The sequence below is a fragment of the Aeromonas sp. ASNIH1 genome, assembly GCF_002934285.1.
Classification (GTDB): domain Bacteria; phylum Pseudomonadota; class Gammaproteobacteria; order Enterobacterales; family Aeromonadaceae; genus Aeromonas; species Aeromonas caviae.
Map to the genome: position 1 here is coordinate 2,255,189 of NZ_CP026228.1, position 23,525 is coordinate 2,278,713.

A 23,525-nucleotide genomic window follows, 5' to 3' on the forward strand; every position below is an offset into this window, starting at 1 on the left:
GCACTGTGCGCTCTTTTCACTCCATCAGCATTGGGAACGCGGTCATGACAGATACCACCTATTGCGGCTTTGTCGCCATCGTGGGCCGCCCCAACGTGGGCAAGTCCACCCTGCTCAACAAGTTGCTCGGCCAGAAGGTCAGCATCACCTCGAAGAAGCCCCAGACTACCCGTCACCGGATCCTGGGGATCGACACCGAGGAGAACCATCAGACCATCTATGTGGATACCCCGGGTCTGCACATCGAGGAGAAGCGGGCCATCAACCGCCTGATGAACCGCGCCGCCACCAGTTCCCTGGGGGACGTGGCCATGGTGGTGTTCGTGGTGGACGGCACTCACTGGACCAAGGATGACGAGATGGTGCTGGGCAAGCTGCGCCACCTCAAGTGCCCCGTGGTGCTGGCGGTCAACAAGATCGACAACGTCAAGGAGAAAGAGGATCTGCTGCCGCACCTCGAGTGGCTGGGTCAGCAGATGAACTTTGCCCACATCCTGCCCATCAGCGCCGAGAAGGGTACCAACGTGGAGAAGATCCGCGAGTGGGCCAAGGATCTGCTGCCGGAGAACGTCCACTTCTTCCCGGAAGATTACGTGACCGACCGCTCTTCCCGCTTCATGGCCTCCGAGATCATCCGCGAGAAGCTGATGCGCTTCACCGGCGAGGAGCTGCCCTATTCGGTGACGGTGGAGATCGAGCGCTTCAAGGTGGAGGATACCGGTCTCTACCACATCCACGGGCTCATCCTGGTGGAGCGCGAAGGCCAGAAAAAGATGGTCATCGGCAACAAGGGCGAGAAGATCAAGACCATCGGCACAGAGGCGCGCATCGACATGGAACGGCTGTTCCAGAACAAGGTGCATCTCGAGCTGTGGGTCAAGGTCAAGTCCGGCTGGGCCGACGACGAGCGGGCCCTGCGCAGCCTCGGGTATGGCGACGACTGATTGCTGACCCCGGCTTTCGTCATCCACAGTCGGCCCTATCGGGAGACCAGCCAGCTGGTCGAGGTCTTCACCCAGGATAGCGGTCGATTCACCCTGGTGGCTCGCGGTTCCCGCGGGCCACGCTCCTCTCTGAAGGGGCTGCTTCAGCCCTTCACCCTGCTCACCATTGCCTGGCGCGGCAAGGGGGATCTCAAGAACCTCACCCAGGTGGAGTGCCCGGATCACTCGTTGCGCCTCGGCGGGGATCGTCTCTTCTACGGCCTCTATCTCAACGAGCTGGTCTACTACCTGCTGGAAGCGCACACCCCCTTCCCCGAGGTGTTCGACGCCTATGCCCGTGCCATCATGGCCCTGGCGGACGGCGAGACCCCGGAGCTGCCCCTGCGCCGCTTCGAGTTCCTGCTGCTGCAGGCCCTGGGCTACGCGGTGGACTTCGAATATGCCGCGGACGACGACTCCCCCATCGACCCCACCCTGCTTTACGGCTTCGAGCGGGAGCTCGGCTTTGTCGCTTGCGAGCGGGCGCCGGATCCCCGTACCCTGTTCCTCGGTGCCCACCTGCTGGCCTTCGCCGAGGGGCGTTTCGACACGCCTCCCTTGCTGCAGGCGGCCAAGCGTTTCAGCCGGCTGGCGCTGCAGCCCTATCTCGGCAAGCGTCAACTGAAGAGCAGGGAGCTCTTTTTGAAGCGAAAAGGCAGTGTTTCAAGCTGATTTTTATTATCTGGTGATGTTTTGTGTTTATGACATCGCTTTTGATGAACAATAATGCTGTCGCCGTGGCCATAACCGGGCTGCGGCGGCACATGGACAGAGGGGCGGGCTCCACCCGCTCCGGCATTCACAGATGACCTGTATCAAGGAGTAAGCAATGAGCGAGATCTACCTGGGTGTGAACATCGACCATATCGCCACCCTGCGCAACGCCCGCGGCACCCAGTATCCGGATCCGGTACAGGCCGCCTTCGTGGCCGAGCAGGCCGGTGCCGATGGCATCACGGTCCACCTGCGGGAAGATCGCCGCCACATCACCGACCGGGACGTGGAGATCCTGCGCCAGACCATCCAGACCAGGATGAACCTGGAGATGGCGGTGACCGAGGAGATGATCGGCATCGCCTGCCGCATCAAGCCCCACTTCGTCTGCCTGGTACCGGAGAAGCGCACCGAGGTGACCACCGAGGGTGGTCTGGACGTGGCGGGCCAGCTGGACAAGGTGACCGATGCGGTGACCCGTCTTGCGGCCGTCGGTGCTCAGGTATCCCTCTTCATCGATGCGGATCCGTTGCAGATCGATGCGGCCGCCGCGAGCGGTGCTCCCTTCATCGAGATCCACACCGGCCGCTACGCCGATGCCACCACGGATGCCGAGCGCAACGCCGAGTTCAAGCGCATCGCAGCCGGAGCTTCCTACGCCGCTGGCAAGGGCCTGAAGGTCAATGCGGGCCACGGCCTGCACTACCACAACGTCAAGGCTATCGCCGCGATCCCCGAGCTCTATGAGCTCAACATCGGTCATGCCATCATCGGTCGCGCCGCCTTCGACGGTCTGGCCAAGGCGGTCAGCGACATGCGTGCGCTGATGCAGGAAGCCCGTCAGGGGATCTGATGCCGCTTCGCAGGTATGAAAACCACAAGGGACGCTTCGGCGTCCCTTGTGGTTTTCAGGAATGGAGGGAGGGGTGAACCCCGTGCTCATCTGGCATGGGGCCGGGCATCCGTGTGCAGAGGGCGAAAGGGAAGGGGCGTCTCAGCCTGGTTCCGGGAAGTAGCGCTCCAGCAGGGCGGTGAGGATGGCCTGGCACTCGGCATCCGGCTCGCCGGTGACCAGGGCGGGGCGAAAGTGAAGCTGGAAGGCGCGCAGGACGGCGCGGCTCTGCTCATCCCAGGCGCCGTGCTGGGGTAGGCCGTAGCCGTAACGGGCAAGCTGCTGCTGCCATTGCAGCGCATCCCAGGGGATGAGCTGCGTCTGGCGCAGCTCGGCCACCCGGGCCTGGTCGGGCCAGGCGCCGACACCGTAGCGCAGGGCGAGCTCGCGCCAGGGGAACCGGGGGCCGGGATCCTGCTTGCGCTCGGGGGCGACGTCGCTGTGGGCCAGCACCTGGGTGGGGGGGATCTGGTAGCGTTCGACCAGATCCCGGGCGAGTGCGCCGAGGGCGGCGGTCTGGGCAGGAGGATAGGGTTGCCAGTGTCTCAGATGGGTGGGCAGGGCCGCGTCTTTCTCGTCATACCCGAGATTCACTATCTCGATGCCGAGCGAACTGGCGTTGAGCCCGGCGTAGTGATGCCAGCGACTGCGTCCGGCGTGCCAGGCCCGCTGGCTGTCGGGCACCAGCTGGTAGACCGGGAACGGTTGCTCGTCGGTGTCGCGGGGGATCAGGTAGTGGGCGCTCACCTTGTGCTCCGGCTCGGTCAGCAGGTGCAGGGAGCGGGCATCCTCTTCATCCGTGTAGTGCAGGATGAGAAAGGCGATGCGCTCGTTCTGGCTAGCGCTCTGATGATCCTGGTTGAGCCGATAGGGTGCAGGCTGGCAGGCGCCGAGCAGCAGGATGAGGGGCAGTGACCAGAACCAGCGCGCCGCGAACCGACACGCACCGCCGCTCGCCGACGGGCGTGGAGCCAGCAGGCGGCGCCAGCCCATGGTCTAGCCTCGCACCTGGCCGGAGGCGGTCATCAGGGCCCGGGCCTGTATTTGGCGGTGAGGCCAATCAGGAAGTTGCGCAGGATCTGATCCCCGCAATCCTGATAGTGCTTGTGATCCCTGGCGCGGAACAGGGCGCTCAGCTCGGACTTGGAGAGGTTGAAGTTCGCGAGTTTGAGGGTGCCCAGCATCTCCTCTTCCTTGTAGTTGAGGCCGATGCGCAGCTTGCGCAGGATCAGGTTGTTGTTGATCCGGTTCGGGATCACCTGGGGCGGGGCATCTTCCCGCACACCGCGGCGCAGGGCGATGAAGCCGTCGAGGAACTGGCTCAGTGCCGAGTCCGGGCAGGCGGCGAAGCCCGCTTCCTGTGCCTCGCCCTCTTCGGCCTCTTTCATCAGCCAGCCGTGCAACTGGGCATGGGTGATGGCCAGATTGCCCTTGGCAAAGATCTCGACCATCTGGTCGTTGCTGATGCTGAGGGCATAGCGCAGGCGGCGCAGAATATCGTTGTTGGTCATGTTGACTCCTGTGGAAACGGCGCAGATGTTACCACCTGCCGCCTGTCCAGTCAGAAAAAGCGCCTCAGTCGGTCAGGGCCAGGTAGCGGGGTGCCTCTTGCCTCACCTGCTCCAGGGCATCCTGCAGCTCCAGCAACTCGGGTTCCAGATCGCTCACGGCGACCCCGTCGCGCAGCTGCTGCTCGAGCTGGGAGAGCAGGCGTTGCAGACCCGGCACCCCGGAGTAGGCGCAGCCACCGTTGAGGCGGTGGAGCTGGGCCAGCACGTCTGCATCGTCGGCACTCCCTTCCAGCGCCGCCGCCAGGATGGGCTCCACCTCGTCGAAGCTGGCCAGCAGCATGGTCAGCATCTCCCGGGCGAGGGCTGGCTTGCCGGCGGCCTGACGCACGGCGAGGGGCCAGTCTATCTGCTGATCCCCGTGATTCTGGTGCCGCCGGTGGGCGAAGTCGGTGATGAGCTGTGCCAGCATCCCCTCGTCGATGGGTTTGGCCAGGTAGTCGTCCATGCCCTGGCGAATGAGGCGCTCCCGCTCACCGGGAATGGCATGGGCGGTGACCGCGACGATGGGGGTCTCGGTGTTGAGGGAGTGGTGGCGGATCGCCTGGGTGGCGCTGATGCCGTCCATGACGGGCATCTGGATATCCATGAAGATGATGTCGAACGGCTGGCTCTGGGCCAGGTTGACCGCCTCCTTGCCGTTCTTGCACACCACCACCTCGGTCACCATCTCCTTGAGCATGGCGGCGATGAGCTTGAGGTTGGCGGCGTTGTCATCCACCGCCAGCACCTTGACCGCCTGCACGCTTCGCGGCGTCGGCGCGGGCAGGGGGGCACGGCGTACCGCCTCGGGGGAGAGCAGGGCGTGCAGCAACTTGCGATGGTTGATGGGCTTGGAGAGGCAGTGGACGGCGCCGTGGGCCAGCATGGCGTCGTAGAGGGCCGGCTCGTGGCTGCTGAGCAGCACTATGGTGTTCTGCTGGCCGTCCAGTCCGTCGAGACGGGCAATCACCTGCTGCGGGCTGTGCAGGGTGCTGCTGCCGATGAGCACCATGTCTTGGCTGCTCATCGGGGGCCACTCCTCGTCCACCGTCAGGGAGTGCACATCCAGGTGCCACTCTCCCAGCAGGGCGAGCAGGGAGGCGTGAGTGAAGGGATCCGGCTCCAGCAGCCAGACCCGCTTGCCCTGGATGCGATCCAGCGGAAGCCGCTCGCTCTGGGGCAGGGGCGAGACATCCAGATCGAGGTGGAACGAGAAGACCGACCCCTTGCCGAGTTCGGATTCGAAGCGGATCTGGCCCCCCATCTGCTGCACCAGCTTCTGGGTGATGACGAGCCCGAGCCCGGTGCCCCCATAGCGGCGGGAGATGGAGGAGTCTGCCTGGTTGAAGGCCTGGAACAACTGGCGCTGCTGCTCTTCCGAGATGCCGATGCCGGTATCGCGAATCAGCACCCGCAGGCGCACCTTGTTGCCGCTGGATTCCCCGGTCTGCTCGACACGCACGTCCACGTTGCCGCGCTCGGTGAACTTGATGGCGTTGCCGGTGAGGTTGGTGAGCACCTGCTGCAGGCGCATGGGGTCGCCGGTGAGGTAGTCCGGCACGGCGGCATCCACCTGGAGGGAGAGTTCGAGCTGCTTGTCGTGGGCGCTCGGCCCCAGCAGGTGCATGGTCTCGTTGAGGGTGTCCCGCAGGCTGAAGGGGATGTGCTCGAGCTGCAGCTTGCCCGCCTCCAGCTTGGAGAAGTCGAGGATGTCGTTGATGATTCCAAGGAGGTTGCGCGCCGACTTCTCGATGGTCTGCATGTAGTCAGTCTGGCTCGGGGTTAGGCTGGTCTTGAGCAGCTGGCGGGTGAAGCCGATGACCCCGTTGAGAGGGGTGCGCAGCTCGTGGGACATGTTGGCGAGGAACTCGGACTTGACCCTGGCCGCCTCCTGGGCGCGCTTCTTCGCCATGTCGAGCTCGACGTTCTGGATCTCGATCTGCTCGAGGGTCTCCCGCAGATCCGACGTCGCCTGATCGATGTTCTGCTGCATCTCCTCGTGATATTCGGAGAGCGCCTTGGCCATGGCGTTGATGCCGTTCTTGAGCATGTCCAGCTCGCCGGTGAGCTGGCCGCTGACCCGGGTATCGAGTCGCCCCTCCCTGATCCGGTGCACCGCCTGCACCATGTCGGTGATGGGCTGGGTCACGCTCTTGACCAGACGGAAGCCGAACAGGGCGCTGATGGCCAGCCCGATGAGCACGATGATGACCGCGAAGAAGGCGTCGCGGTACTGCAGGACGATGGCCCTGTCCGTGGCGAGCTGCATGGAGATGTAGCCGATGACCGGCGGCTCCAGATCGCTTGGCAGCGGGAAGCCGTCCAGGCTGGTCTCTGCCTGGATGGGGGTGCGCAGTATGATGTCATCGCCGTTGACGGAGACGCTGGTCAGGGCCGGGATGATGCTGCCGTCCGGCAGACGAAGCTGGCTGAAGTCCCTGTGGTAGTTGGACGTCACGAACAGCTGGTTCTCCTGGGTGAAGATGGCGATGGACTTGATGAAGGGCGAGTTTTTGCGATGGGTGAGCCCGATCAGCCGCTTGAGGGATTCGCGGCTGTGCTGTGTCATGCCGTATTCGCTGGCGATGGCCAGGGGCTCGATGATGTTGATGCCCTGATCGATGAGGTTGTTTTCCAGCTGCTGATAGCGGTGGAAGGTGAAATAGCCGGCGATGAGGCCGCCAATGATGAGGGTCGGCAAGATGGTGAAGGCCAGCACCCGGGCCCTGAGACCGTACTTGGTCATGCCGCCGACCCGCCTTTCGCAAGAGAAGCCATGATCCGGGGCGCATGCAGGCACTGGGGTCGGGCAGGCAATACAGTCATTGTCGCTGTACGGGGTCTCAGGCCGTATCCGGTCATATCAATGGGCCACTTTTGGTCAGAATGGACGATGGGGCGGATGCCGCGGCTGGGGCCCTCAGGCCGTATTTGGTCATACGATTATTCTTGTGGGACAATGGTCTGCCGCAGATTCCACAATCATGACATAGCCACCTATAGGCACCAAGTTTTATGGCCCAGTTTTTCAAGCCCCAAAAGAAATCCACCCAGCCCCAACGTATTGAATTTACGGTAGACAGTCTGGATCACCACTGTGTCGGCGTCGGCCGTCATCAGGGCAAGGCCATCTTCATCGAAGGGGCGCTGCCCGGCGAGGCCATCAAGGCCCGCATCATCGACGACAAGAAGCACTATGCCCACGCCGCCCTGCAACAGGTGGTGACCCCGGCGGCCAACCGGGTCGCCCCCTTCTGCGACCACTATCGCGAGTGTGGCGGTTGCAGTGCCCAGCACCTGGGAGAGGGAGATCAACTGGCGGCCAAGGAGGCGGGACTGGTCAGCCTGTTCGAGCGCCTTGGCAACATCCAGGCGCCTACGCTGGCACCTGCGCTGACGGGGGAGTCCCGCGCCTACCGCCGGGTCTGCCGTCTGGCCATCAAGTTTGACAAGAACGGTCGCTGTACCCGGGTGGGCTTTCGTCGTCGCCAGTCGAACGATCTGGTAGAGATTGCCGGCTGTCCTGTGCTGGCCGAGCCCCTCTCCGCCCTTATCGCCCCTCTGCGCGAATGCCTCAACCGGCTGAAGAGCCAGCGCGAACTGGGCCATGCGGAACTCATTCAGGGGGAGCAGGGCATTCTGATGCTGCTGCGCCACACCGGTCGCCCCACCGAGGCGGACCGGGCGCACTTGACTGAGTTTGCCACCGCCCAGGGGATAGACCTCTATCTGCAGGCGGCGGACGAGCAGATCGAACCTCTGCGTCAACAGTCTCAACCAAGTTACACGCTGGATGGCCTGTCTCTTGCATTCGCTCCCGGCGACTTCATCCAGGTCAACGGGCCCGTCAACCAGCGCATGGTGGAGCAGGCATTGAGCTGGCTCGACGCAGGCAAGGATGACAAGGTGCTGGACCTCTTCTGCGGCATCGGCAACTTCACCCTGCCGCTGGCCCGTCAGGCCCGCGAAGTGGTGGGGGTGGAAGGGGAGTTCGCCATGGTGACGCGTGCACAGGAGAATGCCCGCCGCAACGGTATCGACAACGCCCGCTTCTACAAGGCGGACTTGAGCGGCGACATCGTGGGCATGTCCTGGGCCCGGGAAGGGTTCGATCTGGTACTGCTGGATCCGGCCAGACCCGGGGCGCTGGAGGTGATGAGCCACGTGGTGGCACTTTCCCCCAAACGGGTGGTCTATGTTTCCTGTAACCCGGTCACCCTGGCCCGTGACAGTCAGGTGCTGGTGCAGGGGGGCTACAAGCTGACCCGTCTGGGGATGCTGGACATGTTCCCCCACACCGGTCATCTGGAGTCCATGGCGCTGTTCGAACGGGGCTGAGTCGAGGCGACCGCATTATTCTGGATGAATCAAGATGCGGTCGTGATGACTTTTCGATGTGCATGATGCTGCCAGAGTGAGGTAAAACAGGTGTTTCTCGCTGCCTTCAACGGGCAGGGCAGCATGCGGTTATCTTGGTTTTCCAGCGGCGGCAGCGCTGTTTGAGCGGGAGTGATTAGGGTAATCTAGGTCGTCGATAATGGATCGGATGCGGGGAAGAGCCCTGTCACCTTGCGCGGTGACATGCCTTGAAAACTCTTTCATGCATCCCCATTTGAGGCAGTCATCAGTTGATGAGGGGATGAGGAGAGCATCGGCTTTCGACCCCACACTTTTAAGGATTGATACCATGGTTGCGGTGCGCGATATTCATTTGAAAGACAATTTCACTCTGGATGAGTGGGTCAGTTCCCTTACCCTGAGTGAAAGTGACAAGAATCAGCTGCGAACCGTCTACCAGTATTGCCTGACCCTGGGTGACGAAGCGCTCACCAACCGCCTGCTGGTGCGCGGGGTCGAGATGGTGGGCATCCTGCTGATGCTCAGCATGGATCTCGCCACCCTCAAGGCCGCCATTCTCTATCCCTTCGTCGAAGCCGGTCTCATCAGCCAGGAAAAGGTGAACGAGGACTTCGGCCCCAAGATCGCCAAGCTGGTGGAAGGGGTGCTGGAGATGGAGGCCATCCGCTCCCTGCAAACCCTTCACCGCAGCGAAACCTCGCCGGAGCAGGTGGACAACGTGCGCCGCATGCTGCTCGCCATGGTCGAGGACGTGCGCGCCGTGGTCATCAAGCTGGCGGAGCGCATCGCCTGCCTGCGTGAGGCGAAGAAGGCGGATGAGGAGACCCGGGTGCTGATGGCCCAGGAGATCACCAACATCTATGCTCCCCTTGCGAACCGCCTCGGTATCGGTCAGCTCAAGTGGGAGCTCGAGGATCTCGCCTTCCGCTACCTGCACCCGGACACCTACAAGCAGATCGCCAAACAGCTGGATGAGAAACGGCTCGACCGCGAGCGCTACATCCGTGAATTCGTGCAGTCCCTGCGCGATGCCCTGGCCGAGGCCGGCGTCGAGGCCGAGGTCTATGGCCGACCGAAACACATCTACAGCATCTGGCGCAAGATGCAGAAGAAGCACCTCGAATTCAACGAGCTGTTCGATGTGCGCGCGGTGCGGGTGATCACCAAGCGGCTGCAGGATTGCTACGCGGCGCTCGGTATCGTTCACACCCATTTCCACCATATTCCCCGCGAATTTGACGACTATGTCGCCAACCCCAAGCCCAATGGCTACCAGTCCATCCACACCGTGGTGGTGGGGGAGGAGGGCAAGACGGTGGAGATCCAGATCCGTACCGAGCAGATGCATCAGGATGCGGAGCTCGGTGTGGCTGCGCACTGGCGCTACAAGGAAGGGGCACAGGCCGCTGCCAAGACCAGCACCTTCGAAGACAAGATCGAATGGCTGCGCAAACTCCTCGCCTGGCAGGAGGATCTCTCGGAGAGCGGCTCCTTGCTGGACGATCTGCGCAGTCAGGTGTTCGAGGACAGGGTTTATGTCTTCACTCCCAAGGGCGATGTCATCGACCTGCCGGCAGGGGCGACGCCGCTCGACTTCGCCTATCACGTGCACAGCATGATCGGTCACCGCTGCATCGGCACCAAGATCGACGGCCGCATCGTGCCCTTCACCTATACGCTGCAGACCGGCGACCAGGTGGAGGTGATCACCCAGAAGGAGCCGAACCCGAGCCGCGACTGGATGAACCCGAACGCCGGCTTCCTGCGCTCCAGCCGGGCGCGGGCCAAGGTGGCCACCTGGTTCAGAAAGCTGGACCGGGACAAGAACATCGCCGCCGGCAAGGAGCTGCTGGAGAAAGAGCTGGACAGACACAACCTCACCCTCTCCAAGGTGGACAAGGTGGTGCTGGAGCGCTTCCATGCGGAGGAGCTGGAAGATTTGCTGGCCGGTATCGGCAGCGGCGACATCCGCATCAACCAGCTGCTCAATTATCTGGACACCCGCTACAACAAGCCGACGGCGGAAGAAGAAGATCGTCGTCTGCTGGAGAAGCTAGAGCAGAAGGCCAATGTGCCCTTCCGCCCCAAACCCAAGGATCACATCGTGGTGGAAGGGGTGGGCAACCTGATGACTCACATCGCCCGCTGCTGTCAGCCCATCCCGGGGGACGCCATCCAGGGCTTCATCACCATGGGACGGGGGGTTTCCATCCACCGGGAAGATTGCGAGCAGCTCAAGGAGCTGTCGCGTCGCAACCCGGAGCGCCTGATCGATGCGGTATGGGGGGAGAACTACTCCGGCGGTTACGGTCTCACCATCCGCATTCTCTCCAACGACAGATCCGGCCTGCTGCGTGACATCACCACCGTGCTCGCCAACGAGAAGATCAACGTGATGGGAGTGCGTTCGCGCTCCAACGTGCGCGAGCAGACCGCCGAAATAGACATGGAGCTGGAGATTTACAACATCAACGCCTTCAACCGGGCGTTGGCCAAGCTCAGTCAGCTCAACGACGTGATCAGCGCCAAGCGGCTGTAATGCTCAACCGACCGGCCCCAGTGGCCGGTCTGCATTTTCTCCCTCCTTGCAGAGCATTGAAGACGGATATCACGCGCCCCATCTCCGTCCGCCATGGCTCCACATCATGTGGAACAGTGGCGTGAGCGGATATTCATGAACCCCATTTACCGAATCGAAAGTGAGTTGCCCATGTCCCAACGCTACGACCTTCCCCAACTGCTCGACATCATGGCCAGATTGCGTGACCCGAACGGGGGCTGCCCCTGGGATCTCAAGCAGAGCTTCCAGACCATAGTGCCGCACACCCTGGAGGAGGCCTACGAGGTGGCGGATGCCATCGAGAGCGAAGATTGGCAAGGGCTGAAGGGGGAGCTCGGTGATCTGCTGTTCCAGGTCGTGTTCTATGCCCAGCTCGGCAAGGAGCAGGGGGTGTTCGACTTTGCCGACATCGTCGATACCGTGAGCGAGAAGCTCATTCGCCGCCACCCCCATGTCTTCTCCGATGCCGACCTGGGTGACGAGCAGGCGGTCAAAGCGAACTGGGAGGCGGAAAAGGCGAAAGAGCGGGCCGCGCTCGACAAGGAGAGCGTGCTGGACGATATCCCCCTCTCCCTGCCTGCCCTGACCCGGGCAGCCAAGATCCAGAAGCGCTGCGCCACCGTCGGTTTCGACTGGAAGACGCTGGGGCCCGTGGTGGACAAGATCCACGAGGAGATCGAGGAGGTGATGGAAGAGGCGCTGATGGTTGACGTGGACGAGGCTCGGGTGAGCGACGAGCTCGGCGATCTCTTGTTTGCCACCGTCAATCTGGTGCGTCATCTGGGCAAGGATCCCGAGCAGGTGCTGAGGGCTGCCAACACCAAGTTTGAGCGTCGTTTTCGTCAGGTTGAACACTTTATTGCCGCAGAAGGTCTGAAAATGACGGATTGCTCCCTGGAGAAGCTGGACGAGGCCTGGAACAGGGCCAAGGAAACCGAGCAAAGTTGATTTGGCGCAAGACGGGGCGGCGGGGAGCCTGATAGATTTTTGTTCATTGTTTGGGAGTGGGGGTTTTGGTATACTGTTTCCCCGTCCTGCTTCATCCCCGAAGCACCCCTTAAAATTCCCTAAAATTCTTTCAGGTTCAGCATGACGACCAAATATATTTTTGTGACTGGTGGCGTTGTTTCATCCCTCGGCAAAGGCATTGCCGCAGCTTCTCTGGCAGCCATTCTGGAAGCCCGTGGTCTGGATGTGACCATCATGAAACTGGACCCGTACATCAACGTGGATCCGGGCACCATGAGCCCGACCCAGCATGGTGAAGTGTTCGTAACCGAGGACGGGGCCGAAACCGATCTGGATTTGGGCCACTACGAGCGTTTCATCCGCACCAAGATGACCCGCCGCAACAACTTCACCACCGGCCGCATCTATGCGGACGTGCTGCGCAAGGAGCGTCGTGGTGACTATCTGGGCGCCACCATCCAGGTGATCCCGCACATCACCAACGCCATCAAGGAGCGGGTGATTGCCGGTGCCGAAGGCCATCAGGTTGCCATCGTCGAAGTGGGCGGTACCGTGGGCGACATCGAGTCCCTGCCGTTCCTTGAAGCCATTCGTCAGCTGGCGGCCATCGTGGGTCGCAACAATGCCATGTTCATGCACCTGACCCTGGTTCCTTACCTGGCCGCCGCCGGCGAGGTGAAGACCAAGCCGACCCAGCACTCCGTCAAAGAGCTGCTCTCCATCGGTATCCAGCCGGATGTGCTGATCTGCCGCTCCGACCGCGCCATTCCGGCCAACGAGCGTGCCAAGATCGCCCTGTTCTGCAACGTGCCCGAGCGCGCCGTCATCTCTATGAAGGATGTCGACTCCATCTACAAGATCCCGGCGCTGCTGAAATCCCAGGGGCTGGACGGCTACATCACCGAGCGCTTCGGCATCGAGTGCAAAGAAGCCGACCTGGCCGAGTGGGAACAGGTCATCTATGAAGAGGCCAACCCGACTGCCGAAGTCACCATCGGCATGGTGGGCAAGTATGTCTCCCTGCCGGATGCCTACAAGTCCGTCAACGAAGCACTCAAGCACGGTGGCCTGAAGACCCGTCTCTCCGTCAACATCAAGTACATTGACTCCCAGGACATCGAGACCCGTGGCGCCGAGCTGCTGGAAGGTCTGGATGCGATCCTGGTACCGGGTGGCTTCGGCGAACGCGGCGTGGAAGGCAAGATCCTGGCCGCCAAATATGCCCGCGAGAACAAGATCCCGTACCTCGGTATCTGCCTGGGCATGCAGGTCGCCTTGATCGAATACGCCCGCAACGTGGCGGGCATGGAAGGGGCTCACTCCTCCGAGTTCAAGAAAGACAGCCCGTACCCCGTGGTCGGTCTCATCACCGAGTGGGTGGATGACGAAGGCAACGTCGAGACCCGGACCGAGAAGTCCGATCTGGGCGGTACCATGCGTCTGGGCTCCCAGCTCTGCCACCTGGTGGAAGATTCCAAGGTGCGTCAGATGTACGGCAGCCCGACCATTTACGAGCGCCACCGTCACCGTTATGAAGTGAACAACAAGCTGCTGCCGCAGATTGAAGCGGCAGGTCTGAAGGTGACCGGTCTCTCCGCCGACAAGAAGCTGGTGGAAATCATCGAGATCCCGGATCACCCCTGGTTCGTGGCCGCGCAGTTCCACCCGGAGTTCACCTCGACTCCCCGTGATGGCCACGCCCTGTTCGCCGGTTTTGTGAAGGCGGCGGGCGAGTATCAGAAGCGTAATTTGAAGTAATTGAAAATAAATGCGGTTGGGGCTCTGTGCCACAGCCGCTTTTTTTGGCATATTTTTGTTGTTTTTTTACGAAACCTGAGGAAATACACATGTCCAAGATCGTTAAAGTGATCGGTCGTGAAATCATCGACTCCCGTGGTAACCCGACCGTTGAGGCCGAAGTTCACCTGGAAGGTGGTTTTGTTGGTATGGCAGCCGCTCCGTCTGGCGCGTCCACCGGTTCCCGCGAAGCGCTGGAACTGCGTGACGGCGACAAGAGCCGTTTCCTGGGTAAAGGCGTGCTGAAAGCCATCGAAGCTGTCAACGGCCCGATCGCTCAGGCTCTGCTGGGTAAAGATGCCAAGGACCAGGCCACTGTCGACCAGATCATGATCGACCTCGACGGTACCGAGAACAAATCCAAGTTCGGCGCCAACGCCATCCTGGCTGTTTCCCTGGCCAACGCCAAAGCTGCCGCTGCTGCCAAAGGCATGCCGCTGTACGCCCACATCGCCGAGCTGAATGGCACCCCGGGTGTCTACTCCATGCCGCTGCCCATGATGAACATCATCAACGGTGGTGAGCACGCCGACAACAACGTCGACATCCAGGAGTTCATGATCCAGCCGGTTGGCGCCAAGACCCTGAAAGAAGCCGTTCGCATGGGCGCAGAAGTGTTCCACAACCTGGCCAAAGTGCTGAAGTCCAAGGGCTACAACACTGCCGTCGGTGACGAAGGTGGTTTCGCTCCGAACCTGAAATCCAACGCCGAAGCGCTGGAAGTGATCGCTGAAGCCGTTGCCGCTGCCGGTTACAAACTGGGCACCGACATCACCCTGGCCATGGACTGCGCTGCGTCCGAGTTCTACGACGCAGAGAAGAAAGAGTACAACCTGAAGGGCGAAGGTCGTATCTTCACCTCCAACGGTTTCTCCGACTTCCTGGCTGACCTGACCACCAAGTTCCCGATCGTCTCCATCGAAGATGGCCTGGACGAATCCGACTGGGAAGGCTTCGCCTACCAGACCGCCGAACTGGGCAAGAAAATCCAGATCGTGGGTGACGACCTGTTCGTAACCAACACCAAGATCCTGAAGCGCGGTATCGACAACGGCATCGCCAACTCCATCCTGATCAAGTTCAACCAGATCGGTTCCCTGACCGAAACTCTGGCTGCCATCAAGATGGCCAAAGACGCTGGCTACACTGCCGTCATCTCCCACCGCTCCGGTGAGACCGAAGACGCGACCATCGCCGACCTGGCTGTGGGTACCGCTGCTGGCCAGATCAAGACCGGTTCCATGAGCCGTTCTGACCGTGTTGCCAAGTACAACCAGCTGATCCGTATCGAAGAAGCCCTGGGTGCCAAGGCTCCGTTCCGTGGTCTGAAAGAAGTGAAGAACCAGGCTTAATTTTCGCCTGCGTTCATGCTTCACAAAGCCCCGCCATCTGGCGGGGCTTTTTCGTTCTGCGCTTATGGGCGTGTGTGACCTGCATTTTTTATTCCGACCAACCCATCCGGCACACAGGCTTTCTTTTGTCTTGCCTGCGAATATGGGAAACTAGGCCGCTTGAAGGAGACTCAGTGCATGCGGCTACTCACTCTTATCCTGCTCCTCCTGTTGGGAGGGCTGCAATATGACCTCTGGCTGGGGAAAAACGGCCTCTCCGACTATCGGGAACTCTCCACCGCCATCGAGCGGCAGCAACAGGACAACCTGGTACTCAAGGACCGCAACAGCCTGATTTACCGGGAAATCGACGATCTTACCTCTGGCCTTGAGGCCATCGAGGAGTTGTCGCGCAACGATCTTGGCTACATCAAGCAGGGCGAGACCTTCTACCGAATCATTCCCAAAGAAAAGGATCAGGTGACGGAGCCTGATGGTGCCCCCTACGATGACTGATAGCCTGAGCGGCCTGACCGCCATCGTCCCGGCTGCCGGTATTGGTAGTCGCATGGGGGCCAGTTGCCCCAAGCAGTACCTGTCCCTGGCAGGGAAATGCATTCTGGAGCACACCCTGGAGCGTTTGCTCTCCCATCCCGCCATCGCCCGTGTGATCGTGGCGCTGGCGCCCCACGACCGCTGGTTTGAGACCTTGACCGTGGCAACCGATCCGCGGGTGCTGCGAGTGGAAGGGGGAAGCGAGCGCGCCTTCTCCGTGCTCAATGCGTTGCACATGGCAGAAGGGGAGTGGGCACTGGTGCATGACGCCGCCCGGCCCTGTCTGACCCACGAGGATCTCGATGCGCTCATTGCTGCCGCCATGGCCTCTGGCGGTGCCATCCTCGGCAGCCGGGTGCGCGATACCATGAAGCGCACCGATGCGGCCGGCAATATCCTCGCCACCGTGGATCGCGAGCAGCTCTGGCATGCCCTGACGCCCCAGATGTTTTTGGTCCGCCCCCTCAAGCGGGCGCTGGAGGAGGGGCTGGCGCTCGGCGCTGCCATCACCGATGAAGCCTCCGCCATGGAGCGCGCCGGTTTCCCCGTGCGGATGGTGGAAGGGCGGGCCGACAACATCAAGGTGACCCGGCCGGAAGATCTCTCCCTGGCGGGGCTCTATTTACAGCAACAACGTGCGTGCCGGTCGGCACGACCCGATTCATCCCCAGAGGAGCAGGCATGATCCGCACCGGACATGGTTTTGATGAGACAGATTTCCGTGTATTGAGGAGGGCGCAGGCATGATGCGGATCGGACATGGTTTTGATGTTCACAAGTTTGGTGGGGTCGGCCCCTGCATGCTGGGCGGGGTGGCGGTGCCCTATGAACAGGGCCTGCTGGCCCACTCCGATGGCGACGTGGTGTTGCATGCGGTGAGCGATGCCCTGCTGGGGGCCATCGGCGCCGGCGACATCGGCCGCCACTTCCCCGATACCGCCGCCGAATTCAAGGGCATCGACAGCCGCATCCTGCTGCGGGATGTCTTTGCCCGCGTGCAGCTCGCAGGTTATGCCATCGGCAACCTGGATGTGACCATCATCGCCCAGGCCCCCAAGATGGCCCCCCATATCGACGCCATGTGCGCCGTGCTGGCCGCGGATCTGCAATGTGATTTGAACCGGGTGAACGTCAAGGCGACCACCACCGAACAACTCGGATTCACGGGGCGCAAGGAAGGGATCGCCACCGAAGCCGTCGTCTTGCTGGTGAAACAATGATGCTTGAACAACTTGCCTATCTGCACGGGACGCCCACTGCTCGCGGCATCCTCAAGGCCGAGGCCGCCGACTTCGTGGTCAATGAAGATCTCGGGTTTGCACCTTGCGGCGAGGGGGAACACATCTTCGTCCGGGTACGCAAAACCGGCGAGAATACCGCCTGGGTGGCTGGCCTGCTGGCCGATGCGGCCGGGGTTGCCCGCAATGCGGTGACCTGGGCTGGTCTGAAAGATCGCCATGCGGTGACCGAACAGTGGTTCGGCATCCATCTACCGGGCAAGGGCGAGCCGGATCTCTCGGTCATCGAGAACGACAACATCCGGATCCTTGAGGTGAAGCGCCACAACAAGAAGCTGCGGGTCGGCTATCTCAAGGGCAACCACTTCACCCTGCGCCTCACCGGGCTGGAGCAGGCCGACGGACTGGAATCCCGTCTGCAGGCGATTGCAACCCAGGGGGTGCCCAACTACTACGGCGAGCAGCGTTTCGGCCGCGGTGGCAACAACCTGGAGGCCGCCAAGGCGATGTTCGCCGGCAAGCGGGTCAAGGATCGCAACAAGCGCTCCCTCTATCTGTCCGCCGCCCGTAGCATGCTGTTCAATGCCATCGTCAGCGCCCGCATCGAGCAGGGGCTGGCCCATCAGCTGCTGGCCGGCGACTGCGTGATGCTCAAGGGCAGCCACTCCATCTTCAGTGAAGAGAGCGTGACGCCCGAGCTCGAGGCGCGCCTTGCCTCCGGAGACGTGCAACTGACCGCTCCCCAGTGGGGCCGTGGCCGTCTGGCGAGCCAGGGGGCAGCCGCCGAGTTCGAGCAAGGAGTGCTGGCCTCTTATGGCGACTGGTGCGAAGGACTGGAAAAAGCCGGGCTGGATCAGGACAGGCGCCCGCTGCTGCTCAAGCCGGAGCAGATGAGCTGGCAACGGGAGGACGAGGTGCTGACCCTGTCGTTCTTCCTGCCTGCCGGCGCCTTTGCCACCAGCGTGGTACGCGAATTAATGCAGGCCGAAGAGGCCGATCACGGTTTCAGGAACTCAACCGATGCGAATTCTGGTCAGTAATGACGATGGGGTACACGCCGAGGGCATTCGCGCCCTCAGCGAGGCGTTGCGTGCCTGTGGCGAGGTCGTGGTGGTGGCGCCGGATCGCAACCGCAGCGGTGCCAGCCACTCCCTGACGCTGGAAGTACCGCTGCGGGTCACCCGCCTCGATGCGTCCAGTTTTCACGGCATCAAGAGTTATGCGGTCAAGGGGACGCCGACCGACTGCGTTCATCTGGCGGTCAACGAACTGCTGCGCCCTGAGCCCGACATGGTGGTGGCCGGTATCAATCACGGGGCCAACCTGGGGGATGACGTCATCTACTCGGGGACGGTGGCGGCCGCGACGGAAGGGCGTCATCTTGGTTTCCCCTCCATCGCCGTATCGCTGGTGGGCAAGACTCATTTCTCCAGTGCAGCCCACTACGCCGCCCAGCTGGTGCGGGGGCTGATGGTGCATCCGTTGCCTGCGGATCAGATCCTCAACGTGAATGTGCCGGACCTGCCGCTCGAGCAGATCAAGGGGATCAGGGTGACCCGCCTTGGCAATCGCCACCGGGCGGAGTCGGTGATCCGCACCGAGGATCCCCGTGGTCAGCCGGTCTACTGGATTGGTCCCCCCGGCAACCAGCAGGATGCGGGAGAGGGAACGGACTTTGCCGCCATCGAGCAGGGTTATGTCTCCATCACTCCCCTGACCATCGACATGACGGCCTACGGCAGTCTGTCGACCCTGGGCGCGTGGCTGGATCTGCAGGGATGACGTTGTGATAGTACAGCGCCTGTTGAATCAACTGATTGCCCAGGATGTCCGCGATTTCCGCGTATTGGCGGCGATCGCGAAGGTGCCGCGCCAGCTGTTTGTGGACGAGGCCATGGCCCACAAGGCCTGGGACAATACGGCCCTGCCCATCGGCCATGGGCAGACCATCTCCCAGCCTTACATCGTGGCGCGCATGACCGAGCTGCTGATCCAGAACGATCCGGCCCATGTGCTGGAGATCGGGACGGGATCGGGCTACCAGACGGCGGTACTGGCCCACCTGGTGGAGCATGTCTACACCATGGAGCGGATCAAGTCGCTGCAGTTTCAGGCCAGGCGCAGATTGCGCCAGCTCGATCTGCACAATGTGTCGGCCAAGCACGGCAATGGGTGGCTAGGTTGGCCCAACAAGGGCCCTTTCGACGCCATTCTGGTGACGGCGGCGGCCAGTGAGGTCCCCAAGGCCCTGACCGATCAGCTGGCTGACGGTGGTCGTCTGGTGTTGCCGGTGGGTGATGGCCAGCAGACCCTGCAGCTCATCGAGCGATCGGGCTCCCAGCTCACCAGCCGGATTCTGGAGCCGGTACGTTTCGTTCCCCTGATTGACGGAGATGTCGAGTGAAGTTGTTTTCCCGCCTTTATGTTCTGGTGATGCAGTGGGCACGCCACAAGTATGCCCCCTGGTATCTGGCCATCACCGCCTTTATTGAATCCATCTTCTGGCCCATCCCGGTGGATGTGATGCTGGCGCCCATGGCGCTCGGCAAACCTCATCGCGCCTGGCACTATGCCGCGCTGGCTACCCTCTTTTCGGTGCTGGGCGCCCTGTTTGGTTATCTGCTCGGCTATGCCCTGTGGGAGCCAGTGGTGCAGCCGCTGGTGACCTCGGTTGGCTATGAGGACAAGATTGCCCTGGCCGAGCAGTGGTTCGCGCAGTGGGGCATCTGGGTTATTTTTATTGCCAGCTTCACGCCGATCCCCTACAAGGTGTTTACCGTCACGGCTGGCTTGCTCCACATGGCACTGTTGCCTTTCATCCTGACCTCGCTGATCGGTCGTGGCATGCGCTTCTTCCTGGTTGCAGGTCTGATGCGCTGGGGCGGCGAGAAGATGGAGCGCAAGCTGATGCACTATGTGGATGTGCTGGGCTGGCTCTGTATTGGTTTGGCCGTTGCTGCCTATTTCTGGTTTAGTCGTTAAGGATCCACTATGTGTTCGCGTGTTTGGCAAGGTAGCGGTGTCGTCGTGTTGTCATGGCTGCTGCTTGCCTGTTCCTCCAGCAAGACTGCGGCTCCGGTGCACAGCCTGGGCAATGATCAGGTCGCTTCGACCATCCCCGTGCGTCAAGGTATGACCAAGCCCGGCATTGCAGGCAACGGGTACACCGTGGTCAAAGGAGACACTCTCTACTCCATTGCATTTCGTTCTGGCATGGATGTGGCTTCGCTTATCAGCATCAATGGCATCACTCCCCCCTATAACATTTATCCCGGCCAGCAGCTCAGGCTCGATGGCGCTTCCGCCCCCATGGCGGTGGCAACCGTCGGCAGCCCTGTCAGTCGTGGCAGCGTGACGGGGTCTGGCAGTTACGAGGTGCGCCGTGGCGATACATTGAGCAGCATCGGTCGCCAGTTCGGTCTTTCCAACCAGGCCTTGGCCCAGCGCAACAACCTCCAGGCTCCTTATGCATTGCACGTGGGTCAGGTGCTCAATGTGGGGGGCTCGGGTTCCTCGGGTGGTCAGATGGTGGCAGCAACCACACCGGTTGTGACCAGCACGGGGCCCAAACCCCTGGCCACGGCTCCGGCAGGTACGACCACACCATTTATTGCTCAGAAAACGATTGCTCCTGCCTCGTCAACAGCATACGCTCAGGCGAAAGAACAAAAAACCGTCAGTTCCTCGTCAACACTCTCCTGGCATTGGCCGACCAAAGGGCGGATCGTTGAAGGCTTCTCCGTTGCGGAACAAGGCAACAAGGGCATCGACATTTCCGGCCAGAAGGGCCAACCCATTTACGCTGCGAGCAGCGGCAAAGTGGTCTATGCGGGCAGTGCACTGCGAGGTTATGGCAAGCTGATAATTCTCAAGCACAACGATGACTACCTCTCCGCCTACGCTCACAACGATGAGTTGAGGGTCAAGGAGGGAGACACCGTGAAGGGCGGAGCGGTTATCGCCAATATGGGTAGCACGGATGCGCCGGATGTGCGCTTGCACTTTGAAATCCGGTACAAAGGCAAGTCGATCAACCCGATGGGCTATTTGCCAAAGCGTTAACTCAGAGAGCTGAGTCTTACTCTGGTGTAGGTCAGGGAGAGATATCATGAGCCAAGAACAACTGGTAATGCAGGATGCAGAGTTAGAGTTCGACGAGGAGCTGGAGGTTCAGGAGGAAGAAGAGGTTCAGGAAGTGGCGGCCGAAGCCGAAGAGACCATTTCCGATGAACTGATGGCGCCCGAGCTGAACAAGGTAATGGATGCCACCCAGCTCTATCTGGGGGAGATAGGCTTCTCCCCCTTGCTCACGGCCGAAGAGGAAGTCTACTACGCCCGCCGTGCCCTGCGTGGCGACAAAGCGGCGCGTAAGCGCATGATCGAATCCAACCTGCGCCTGGTGGTCAAGATTGCCCGGCGCTACAACAACCGCGGCCTGGTGCTGCTGGATCTCATCGAAGAGGGCAACCTCGGCCTTATCCGCGCAGTCGAGAAGTTCGACCCCGAGCGAGGCTTCCGTTTCTCTACCTATGCCACCTGGTGGATCCGCCAGACCATAGAGCGGGCCATCATGAACCAGACCCGTACCATTCGTCTGCCCATCCATGTGGTCAAGGAGCTGAACGTCTATCTGCGCACTGCGCGCGAGCTTTCTCATCGTCTCGACCATGAGCCGACCGCCGAGGATATCGCCTCTGCACTGGATCGCTCTGTGGACGATGTGAATCGCATGCTCAAGCTCAACGAGAAGATCACCTCGGTGGATACTCCCATCGGTGGCGATCGCGACAAGGCGCTGCTGGATGTACTTTCCGACGAGCGCGGCATGGGGCCCGAGCTGGAGTCCCAGGAAGATGACATGCGCAGCAGCATAGTGCACTGGCTGGAGGAGCTGAATCCCAAGCAGCGCGAAGTGCTGGCCCGCCGTTTCGGTCTGCTCGGCTATGAACCGGCCACCCTGGAAGACGTGGGCGCCGAGATTGGTTTGACCCGCGAGCGGGTGCGTCAGATCCAGGTGGAAGGGTTACGCCGTCTGCGGGAAATCCTGCTAGGGCAGGGGCTTTCCATTGAGGCGCTGTTCCGCACCAACTAAACGGGTATGAATATTGTCATCAAGATGAAAAAAGGGGCCGCAGGCCCCTTTCTTTTTGTCGTGGATCTTCCGGATCACACCGGATCCAGAGTGTCCAGCGGCCAGCGCGGCACGGCCTTGACGACGAGGGGTTCGAAGACTCCCGCCTTCAGGCGTTGCATGCCGGCATAGGCGATCATGGCGCCGTTGTCGGTGCAGTATTCGGTGCGCGGGTAGAAGACTTCACCTTTGAGGCTCTCCATCAGCTCGGCCAGCTGGGCGCGCAGATGACGGTTGGCACTGACGCCACCTGCCACGACCAGACGATTGAGACCGGTCTCTTTCAGGGCACGACGGCACTTGATGGCCAGGGTGTCGACCACCGCATCCTCAAACGCCCGGGCGATGTCGGCACGGGTCTGCTCGTCGTCGCCATTGGCTGCTATGGTATTGGCGGCAAAGGTCTTGAGGCCGGAGAAGCTCATGTCGAGCCCGGGACGGTCGGTCATGGGACGCGGGAAGGTGAAGCGCCCAGTGGTGCCCTTTTCTGCCAGCCGGGAGAGCAGCGGGCCACCGGGGTAGTCCAGACCCATCAGCTTGGCGGTCTTGTCGAACGCCTCACCGGCGGCATCGTCGATCGATTCGCCCAGCAGCTGGTAGCTGCCGATGCCATCGACCCGGACCAGCATGGAGTGGCCGCCGGAAACCAAGAGCGCTACGAAGGGAAACTCGGGGGCTCGCTCTTCCAGCATGGGGGCCAGCAGGTGGCCTTCCATGTGGTGTACGGCGATGGCCGGCTTGTCCCAGGCCATGGCCAGCGAGCGGCCTATGGTCGCCCCGACCAGGATGGCGCCAACCAGACCTGGCCCCGCGGTATAGGCGATGCCATCGATGTCATCCTTGCCAAGTCCGGCCTCTTTCAAGGCGGCCTGGATCAAGGGGATCGTCTTGCGTACATGGTCCCGGCTGGCGAGCTCGGGAACGACGCCGCCGTAGTCCGCATGCAGCTTGACCTGGCTGTACAACTGGTGGGAAAGGATCCCTTTTTGATCATCGAAGATCGCGATCCCGGTTTCGTCACAGGATGTCTCTATGCCCAATACACGCATTGCTAAAAAATTTCACTGCTAAAATGAGACGGCTATGGTAACCTTCGCGGGTTTTTTAAACCAGAGCGATCTCTGCGGGTTTACTTTCATTCCCTGTCCAGAGTATAATTTCGCACCATTTTAAGACATGCTGATCGATTGAAGGTCAGCTAACAATTTATCACTGAGGTGAAAGGCACATGCCAGTAATCAAAGTCCGTGAAAATGAGCCGTTTGACGTTGCTCTGCGTCGCTTCAAGCGTTCTTGCGAAAAGGCCGGTATCCTGTCCGAAGTTCGTAGCCGTGAGTTCTACGAGAAGCCGACTACCATTCGCAAGCGCGCCAAAGCGTCCGCTGTCAAGCGTCACGCCAAGAAGCTGTCCCGCGAAAACGCACGTCGTATCCGCCTGTACTAATC

At 61.4% G+C, this 23,525-nt stretch carries 22 protein-coding genes; 18 read left to right on the top strand and 4 right to left on the bottom strand.

The window, feature by feature from the left end:
• Positions 1-44: 44 nt before the first annotated feature.
• The 3 genes from era (at position 45) to pdxJ (ending at position 2,550) form a co-directional block, all read left to right on the top strand.
• Entirely contained in the window at positions 45-944 is a 900-nt protein-coding gene (gene era / locus C2U37_RS10985) for a GTPase Era (RefSeq protein ID WP_103858336.1), read from the top strand.
• Positions 945-1,655, top strand: coding sequence for a DNA repair protein RecO (recO, locus tag C2U37_RS10990; RefSeq protein WP_039040537.1), 711 nt, complete (start codon positions 945-947; stop codon positions 1,653-1,655).
• A gap of 157 nt (positions 1,656-1,812) precedes the next feature.
• On the top strand, positions 1,813-2,550 hold the full coding sequence (gene pdxJ / locus C2U37_RS10995; protein WP_010675636.1) for a pyridoxine 5'-phosphate synthase: 738 nt from the start codon (positions 1,813-1,815) through the stop codon (positions 2,548-2,550).
• A 141-nt stretch (positions 2,551-2,691) separates the two neighbouring features.
• Here pdxJ and C2U37_RS11000 read toward each other — a convergent pair whose 3' ends face one another.
• The 3 genes from C2U37_RS11000 to barA form a co-directional block, all read right to left on the bottom strand.
• Positions 2,692-3,582, bottom strand: a complete 891-nt coding sequence (locus C2U37_RS11000; RefSeq protein ID WP_104452278.1) for an N-acetylmuramoyl-L-alanine amidase — start codon at positions 3,580-3,582, stop codon at positions 2,692-2,694.
• Positions 3,583-3,614: 32 nt separating this feature from the next.
• Positions 3,615-4,100, bottom strand: a complete 486-nt coding sequence (locus C2U37_RS11005; RefSeq protein WP_010675634.1) for a DUF1456 family protein — start codon at positions 4,098-4,100, stop codon at positions 3,615-3,617.
• A 64-nt stretch (positions 4,101-4,164) separates the two neighbouring features.
• Entirely contained in the window at positions 4,165-6,885 is a 2,721-nt protein-coding gene (barA, locus tag C2U37_RS11010; protein WP_104452279.1) for a two-component sensor histidine kinase BarA, read from the bottom strand.
• Positions 6,886-7,154: 269 nt separating this feature from the next.
• Here barA and rlmD point away from each other — a divergent pair, with 269 nt between their 5' ends.
• From rlmD to rpoS, 14 genes are all read left to right on the top strand, one after another.
• Positions 7,155-8,477 (top strand): 23S rRNA (uracil(1939)-C(5))-methyltransferase RlmD, encoded by a 1,323-nt coding sequence (gene rlmD, locus C2U37_RS11015; RefSeq protein ID WP_104452280.1) that lies wholly within the window; start codon positions 7,155-7,157, stop codon positions 8,475-8,477.
• A 349-nt stretch (positions 8,478-8,826) separates the two neighbouring features.
• Positions 8,827-11,037 carry a GTP diphosphokinase gene (relA, locus tag C2U37_RS11020; protein WP_010675631.1) on the top strand — a complete coding sequence of 737 codons (2,211 nt, stop codon included), beginning with the start codon at positions 8,827-8,829 and terminating at the stop codon, positions 11,035-11,037.
• A gap of 171 nt (positions 11,038-11,208) precedes the next feature.
• A complete protein-coding gene (mazG, locus tag C2U37_RS11025; RefSeq protein WP_104452281.1) occupies positions 11,209-12,006 on the top strand; it encodes a nucleoside triphosphate pyrophosphohydrolase in 798 nt (265 codons plus the stop codon).
• A gap of 141 nt (positions 12,007-12,147) precedes the next feature.
• Positions 12,148-13,785, top strand: coding sequence for a glutamine hydrolyzing CTP synthase (pyrG, locus tag C2U37_RS11030; protein ID WP_039041042.1), 1,638 nt, complete (start codon positions 12,148-12,150; stop codon positions 13,783-13,785).
• Between the two features lie 89 nt (positions 13,786-13,874).
• Positions 13,875-15,176 (top strand): phosphopyruvate hydratase, encoded by a 1,302-nt coding sequence (gene eno, locus C2U37_RS11035; RefSeq protein ID WP_043154803.1) that lies wholly within the window; start codon positions 13,875-13,877, stop codon positions 15,174-15,176.
• Positions 15,177-15,353: 177 nt separating this feature from the next.
• Positions 15,354-15,671: a cell division protein FtsB gene (ftsB, locus tag C2U37_RS11040; protein ID WP_010675628.1), complete on the top strand. Its 318-nt coding sequence runs from the start codon at positions 15,354-15,356 to the stop codon at positions 15,669-15,671.
• Positions 15,664-16,395 (top strand): 2-C-methyl-D-erythritol 4-phosphate cytidylyltransferase, encoded by a 732-nt coding sequence (gene ispD, locus C2U37_RS11045; protein ID WP_010675627.1) that lies wholly within the window; start codon positions 15,664-15,666, stop codon positions 16,393-16,395. Before ftsB ends, ispD begins: the two co-directional genes overlap by 8 nt.
• Positions 16,396-16,453: 58 nt before the next feature.
• On the top strand, positions 16,454-16,930 hold the full coding sequence (gene ispF / locus C2U37_RS11050; RefSeq protein WP_010675626.1) for a 2-C-methyl-D-erythritol 2,4-cyclodiphosphate synthase: 477 nt from the start codon (positions 16,454-16,456) through the stop codon (positions 16,928-16,930).
• Positions 16,930-17,988, top strand: a complete 1,059-nt coding sequence (truD, locus tag C2U37_RS11055; RefSeq protein ID WP_104453225.1) for a tRNA pseudouridine(13) synthase TruD — start codon at positions 16,930-16,932, stop codon at positions 17,986-17,988. Before ispF ends, truD begins: the two co-directional genes overlap by 1 nt.
• Positions 17,969-18,730 (top strand): 5'/3'-nucleotidase SurE, encoded by a 762-nt coding sequence (gene surE, locus C2U37_RS11060; protein WP_104452282.1) that lies wholly within the window; start codon positions 17,969-17,971, stop codon positions 18,728-18,730. The genes truD and surE overlap by 20 nt, the downstream gene beginning before the upstream one ends.
• 4 nt (positions 18,731-18,734) lie before the next feature.
• Entirely contained in the window at positions 18,735-19,352 is a 618-nt protein-coding gene (locus tag C2U37_RS11065) for a protein-L-isoaspartate(D-aspartate) O-methyltransferase (protein ID WP_010675623.1), read from the top strand.
• On the top strand, positions 19,349-19,930 hold the full coding sequence (locus C2U37_RS11070; RefSeq protein ID WP_010675622.1) for a YqaA family protein: 582 nt from the start codon (positions 19,349-19,351) through the stop codon (positions 19,928-19,930). Before C2U37_RS11065 ends, C2U37_RS11070 begins: the two co-directional genes overlap by 4 nt.
• A 9-nt stretch (positions 19,931-19,939) precedes the next feature.
• Positions 19,940-21,010: a LysM peptidoglycan-binding domain-containing protein gene (locus C2U37_RS11075; RefSeq protein WP_039041047.1), complete on the top strand. Its 1,071-nt coding sequence runs from the start codon at positions 19,940-19,942 to the stop codon at positions 21,008-21,010.
• Between the two features lie 46 nt (positions 21,011-21,056).
• A complete protein-coding gene (gene rpoS, locus C2U37_RS11080; RefSeq protein WP_010675620.1) occupies positions 21,057-22,040 on the top strand; it encodes an RNA polymerase sigma factor RpoS in 984 nt (327 codons plus the stop codon).
• A gap of 74 nt (positions 22,041-22,114) precedes the next feature.
• Here the strand turns inward: rpoS and tsaD are convergent, their stop codons facing one another.
• Entirely contained in the window at positions 22,115-23,128 is a 1,014-nt protein-coding gene (gene tsaD, locus C2U37_RS11085) for a tRNA (adenosine(37)-N6)-threonylcarbamoyltransferase complex transferase subunit TsaD (RefSeq protein WP_010675619.1), read from the bottom strand.
• A gap of 179 nt (positions 23,129-23,307) precedes the next feature.
• On the opposite strand from tsaD, the gene rpsU reads away from it, so the two are divergent.
• Entirely contained in the window at positions 23,308-23,523 is a 216-nt protein-coding gene (gene rpsU / locus C2U37_RS11090; protein ID WP_005309452.1) for a 30S ribosomal protein S21, read from the top strand.
• Positions 23,524-23,525: the final 2 nt, after the last annotated feature.